This is a genomic window from Akkermansia sp. UNK.MGS-1 (genome assembly GCF_000980515.1).
Classification (GTDB): Bacteria; Verrucomicrobiota; Verrucomicrobiia; order Verrucomicrobiales; family Akkermansiaceae; genus Akkermansia; species Akkermansia muciniphila.
In genome coordinates this window covers 1-4,741 of sequence record NZ_LBCB01000028.1, presented here as the reverse complement: position 1 = coordinate 4,741, position 4,741 = coordinate 1, and the positions used below count along the sequence as shown (strand labels likewise).

At 57.1% G+C, this 4,741-nt stretch carries 6 protein-coding genes; 3 read left to right on the top strand and 3 right to left on the bottom strand.

Going from position 1 to position 4,741, the window contains the following annotated elements; translation table 11 throughout:
* Together WW58_RS09900 and WW58_RS09895 are read left to right on the top strand one after the other, a co-directional pair.
* The coding region (locus WW58_RS09900; RefSeq protein WP_288143446.1) for a family 20 glycosylhydrolase at window positions 1-1,146 on the top strand (1,146 nt) is incomplete at its 5' end.
* A 135-nt stretch (window positions 1,147-1,281) separates the two neighbouring features.
* The gene (locus WW58_RS09895; protein WP_161994205.1) at window positions 1,282-2,040 is read left to right on the top strand and encodes a DUF3313 domain-containing protein; all 759 of its coding nucleotides are present in this window, start codon (window positions 1,282-1,284) and stop codon (window positions 2,038-2,040) included.
* A 98-nt stretch (window positions 2,041-2,138) separates the two neighbouring features.
* Here the strand turns inward: WW58_RS09895 and WW58_RS09890 are convergent, their stop codons facing one another.
* The gene (locus WW58_RS09890) at window positions 2,139-2,591 is read right to left on the bottom strand and encodes a 6-pyruvoyl trahydropterin synthase family protein (protein WP_022197422.1); all 453 of its coding nucleotides are present in this window, start codon (window positions 2,589-2,591) and stop codon (window positions 2,139-2,141) included.
* Window positions 2,592-2,766: 175 nt separating this feature from the next.
* Between WW58_RS09890 and WW58_RS09885 the strand changes: the two genes are divergently transcribed.
* A complete protein-coding gene (locus tag WW58_RS09885; RefSeq protein ID WP_046437332.1) occupies window positions 2,767-3,303 on the top strand; it encodes a hypothetical protein in 537 nt (178 codons plus the stop codon).
* Between the two features lie 278 nt (window positions 3,304-3,581).
* Here WW58_RS09885 and WW58_RS09880 read toward each other — a convergent pair whose 3' ends face one another.
* Both WW58_RS09880 and WW58_RS09875 read right to left on the bottom strand, forming a co-directional pair.
* Window positions 3,582-4,301 carry a DNA-methyltransferase gene (locus WW58_RS09880; RefSeq protein WP_046437011.1) on the bottom strand — a complete coding sequence of 240 codons (720 nt, stop codon included), beginning with the start codon at window positions 4,299-4,301 and terminating at the stop codon, window positions 3,582-3,584.
* A 64-nt stretch (window positions 4,302-4,365) separates the two neighbouring features.
* Window positions 4,366-4,741 (bottom strand): hypothetical protein (locus tag WW58_RS09875; protein ID WP_288143445.1); only part of this gene is annotated, 376 nt, incomplete at its 5' end.

Sequence of the window (4,741 nt, the reverse complement as noted above, 5' to 3'; positions counted from 1 at the left end):
CGGGGCATGATGCTGGATGTTTCCCGCCACTTTTTCACCGTGGCGGAAGTCAAGCGCATGGTTGACGCCATGTCCCTGTTCAAGCTTAACCGCCTCCATCTGCACCTGACGGACGGCCCCGGCTGGCGCCTGGAAATTAAAAAATATCCGCTGCTTACCTCCATGAGCGCCTGGCGCGTTCCGCTCGCTGACGGAGAGTGGAACTGGCGGGAAGTGAAACTCGCCATCCGGGAGCATGACCCGGAAGCTACCTACGGCGGTTTTTACACCCAGGAGCAGATGAGGGAGATCATTGCCTATGCGCGCAGCCGCCAGGTCACCGTTGTTCCGGAAATAGACCTTCCCGGCCATTCCTATGCGGCCATGCATGCCTACGGGGATTTGATTTGCGACGGCGTGGACTTTCCCGTGGAGGGGAAACAAGGGCGGGACTCCGTCTGCATGGGGCGTCCGGAAACGCTCCGCTTCGTGAAAGACGTGGTGGATGAACTTAAGGCCGTCTTTCCGCCCGGCTCCCCCATTCATTTGGGCCATGACGAGGTGTCTGCCGAGGCATGGAAAAAATGCCGGTATTGCCAGAACCGCTTAAAAAGCCTGAGGGAGAAGGATCTTAAAGCCCTGAGCCGGGATTTCCTGCAGCGGATTGCGGACTACGTGAGGAAGGGCGGCTATGAAGCCATTGTCTGGGATGAAGCCGGGGAACTGGAGGCGGACAAACGCATCCTCGTCATGGCGTGGCGCGGCAACGGCTTTGCCGCGGCGGCGGCCAGGAAAGGGCATCCCGTCATTCTGGCGCCGTGTTCCCACTTCTATTTTGACTATTACCAGTCCGCCGCGTCCACGGAGCCGAAAGCCGTAGGGGGCCTTATTCCGCTCAAGCAGGTGTACGGCTATGAATTGCCGGAACTTTCCCCGGAGGAAGCCGCCAGGGTGCGCGGCCTCCAGGCGAACATCTGGACGGAATACCTGTACAATATGGGGCTGGTGGAATATATGGCGTGGCCGCGCGCCCTGGCCCTGTCCGAACGCGCCTGGAGCGACTGCGACCCCCGGGATTACAAATCCTTCCGCAGCCGCGCCTCCAGGGCTCTGAATATCCTGGAAAAACTGGCCGTGAAATACCGCCCCATGGGGGAAGAAGACTAGGCATTCCCGCTTTGGCCCCTTCCGCACGGCGGGAGGACCGCCGCCCCGGATGTTCACCCGCAGGTTTTATTGACAGAGGATGCCGGGCCATGATAGAAACGGTTCTGCCAATTAATTGATATGGAATTATTTGATATGAAGAAACACCGTTTTTTATTCTCAGCTTCCCTGATGGCTCTCGTGCTGCTCGGCTGCATGGCGGTAGTGTCTTGTTCCAATAATTTCAAACATGTTCCCCAAACAGGATTTATCGCTCATCAGGTAAAAAATAAGGATTCCCATATTCCCTTTGACGCGTACTGGAATGCCGATGATAAAAAAATCTGGAATGACAGGGTGAACGGCGTGGATGGCAAAAAAGTCATGATGGCCGTTGTTCCGGTGGATACGGAGCACATGGATGTAAGGCCGGATACCGCGGAGGGGTTTGATGCCCTGCGCGGCCTGGCGGAGTACTTCCGGAAGAGCGTTGCAACCAGAATGGAAAAGGAGGTTGCCGAAAATCCGCATTTTGAAATGGTGCCTCCGGGAACCAGGGGGGCCTATACGCTGGAACTCGCCATCATTTCCATCACTCCCACGAATGCCAGGGCCGGCATCTTTGTCACGGCGCTGAGCGGCATCAAGGGGGGAGGGCTGGTCAAACGGTTCATCAAGAAAGGGCACATTGCCATGGCGGGCCGCCTGAGGGATGAGTCCGGCCGCATCGTTTCCGAATTTGCGGATTATGAGGAAGACCACAGCTCCCTGCTGGGCGTGGACACCAAGGATTTTAAAAAATACGCCCACCATCAGCGCACTATTGACGAATGGGCCCGGGAAATTACGGATGTATATTCTTCCGCCTACGGGCACTGGACGCAGAAACGCATGATTTCCCTGAATCCCTTTTAAGGGATGAACCTGCGGGGGGGGGGCGTTGCGGCCGTGCTTTCCACGGGGCCGGGAATCTTTGCGGAGCGTTCCGCCCGGCGGGAAACGCGCTGTTTCAGTTATTCCCCGTATTCCGCCCAGGAACTGCTGGTTTCCCACACGCGCACGCGTTCCAGCTCAACACAGGCCCGCACAGGATATTCGCCGGGGTTCTCCCTGGCTTTTTCCAGCGCGTGCCGGGCAACATTGAAAATGACGCGAGCCATCACCTCGCTGGTGGGGTCTTCCCGGTCGAAGGGAATGATGCGCTCCCCGTATGCGGCCACGAAGGCGGCGAAGTTGGGGTCCTCCGTATTCACGCACAGGGAGTGGTCAAACTGCTGGAGGAAATCCCCCATCATCTGCTTGATAGCCTTGAAATCCAACACCATGTCATTGGCATCCAGCGTTTCCGCTCGGAACACCATTTCCACGGAGCGCGTATGGCCATGCGGGAATTTGCAATTACCGGGATGTTTGGACAGAAGATGCCCGCTTTCCAGTTCGATGGATTTGCAAATTCGGTAGACCATGGAGGCAGGATAACGTGGGCGCGGGTGCGGGGCAATCCCAATCAGAGTCTGTCTGGTTCTCATTTTGTCTCGTACGTAGGGATGGGGCTATGCTGCTCCGGATGTTTTTGGGCGGCTTTCCCTTGCGCATGGCCTCGATTTCTGGCAGACTTCAAAAAAACCATATTTTTACCCTATGGCTTATCTTTCATGGTCTTTCCTGAAAATGGGGGAGAAGGCGGAGCGTAGCACATCCTTTCTTTTCCTGCTCATGGCGGGCGTGCCTGTCCTCTTTGCCGCTTTCTTTGCTTTCGTAGCGGGAATGACCGCCATTTTGTATGCCGGGCCCGTCCTGGCGCTGATGCTTCTTCCCTTCTATTTGCCCTGCGCTCTGAGGGAGGAAAAGACGCGGAATGCCTGCTCCCGTAATATTCTGTTTGGCAGGAAGCCGCTGGCGGTCTCTTTCAGGGTGATAGCTAGGGATTGGGTATATGTCATTTACGCCGTGCTTCCGGTGTTGCCGTTTCTTTTCCCTGGCGGGAACATGGCCCAGGCCGGCCTGGGGAATGAGCAGAGCCTGACAGCATTTTTCCTGATGTGGATCTCCCTGTACGCCGTCTTTGCGGTGCTGGCGGTTTTTCTTGGAAAGGCGCGGTATTTGAGGCCGGGCGGGGTGTTGCTGGCTGCCGGCGTCAATCTGACGCTGATGCTGGTTTATTACCTGTTTGCGTGAAGATGCGTATGATGAATACCAGAAGTTTTCCTCTCCGGTGTGACCAACCATAAATGCTTGAAAAGGGTTGAATTCGCTTGAAGAAGCTTGAAAACGGTTGAAAATACGTACGTTTCAGGGGAAAATGGAAGGGGCGAGGCAGAAGTTACGCCCATAAATGCCCGTAAGGGTCAATTTTGAAAAATCGTAAGGGTCATTTGTCCCATGTGAGACACTCCCGCCAGCGGTCCGCGCGTGTCTCGCGGAAGCCCGGCGAACTCTCCGCGGGCTGGCCGCGGTCAGGGAACAGGAACGCCCAGGAGGTCCGCGGCAATGCGAACATTATCCGGGGAAAGGTCGATGCCGTGAGCGACGTGTCCCAGGTCGCGGGCGGCAACAAGAGTCGTCCCGCTCCCCATGAAAGGGTCGAGGACGCGGGAACCGGGAGGAAGAACCGTCATCAGGTGGCGCATGAGCGGAACAGGCTTGCCTGTGAGGTGCATCTTGTCGGAAGGCTTGAGATAATGCCGGAAAACGCCAGCCGGAAACACGCGCGGGCGGTCCTGCTCCTTGCCGATGCTGCCGCGCGTGGCAATGAGGATAAACTCCGATTGGTTGCGGAACATGCCCTGGTGTGGGCGGCAAGCCTCCGTCTTGTCCCAGGTGACGACGGCGCGCCATGTCCACCCGGCCACCTGCAAGGCGTCCGAGGTCAAAGGAAGCTGCCTCCAGTCGGAAAAGACCATCAGCCAGCCGCCGTGCCGGGTGATCCTTATTGCCTCCTGCATCCACATGACGGACCACAAAAAATGGGTGCTCTGGTCCCTGGTGTCGTTATCAAAAGAAAGATACCTTGAGGAAGACAGGTATTTCCGGGCGGGGGAAGCCTTGCGTTCCGCCGTCGTCAGGCCGCCGGAAGCGTACGGCGGGTCCGTAACGACGGCGTGATAACAATCGTTGTCCATGCACTCCATCAGGGAAAGGGAGTCGCCGCACAGGAAAGGGGAACGTGAAAACATGCTCGCATGATGGCACAAAACAGGCCGCGGCTTTCACGCCGCGGCCAGGATAAAAAATGTTAGATTACAACCGGAGGGAGGCATCTTGCGGAGAAGGTCCGTTCAGATAAGCCTCCCGGCGGACGGAGGACCAGAACGCCGGGGCCGTCCGCGTCCGCTCAAGGAATGCGGCAATGTCCGCAAAGTAGTACATAGATTGAAAAGGAGACGGGCGCACCCGCTCAATGACGCCAATGTCCGCCAGGCGGGCCAGCACGCGGCGGCCCACCCGGAATTCTTTTTCAATCTCTTTGACGGTACCCAGCTGGACAGGTTCCCCCATCCTTAGGGCGTACGTCCGTTCGTCGATTTTGATTTTCCGGACGGGAGCATACCAGCGTCCGCTGTCCGGGTAGGAAATAGGAAGGATGAGTTGCTTTGCTTTGGTCATGGTTAATAGA

Coding starts and splice junctions, on each gene's coding strand:
- WW58_RS09895 (WP_161994205.1), top strand. CDS start 1,282: ATGAAGAAACACCGTTTTTTATTCTCAGCTTCCCTGATGGCTCTCGTG.
- WW58_RS09890 (WP_022197422.1), bottom strand. CDS start 2,591: ATGGTCTACCGAATTTGCAAATCCATCGAACTGGAAAGCGGGCATCTT.
- WW58_RS09885 (WP_046437332.1), top strand. CDS start 2,767: ATGGCTTATCTTTCATGGTCTTTCCTGAAAATGGGGGAGAAGGCGGAG.
- WW58_RS09880 (WP_046437011.1), bottom strand. CDS start 4,301: ATGTTTTCACGTTCCCCTTTCCTGTGCGGCGACTCCCTTTCCCTGATG.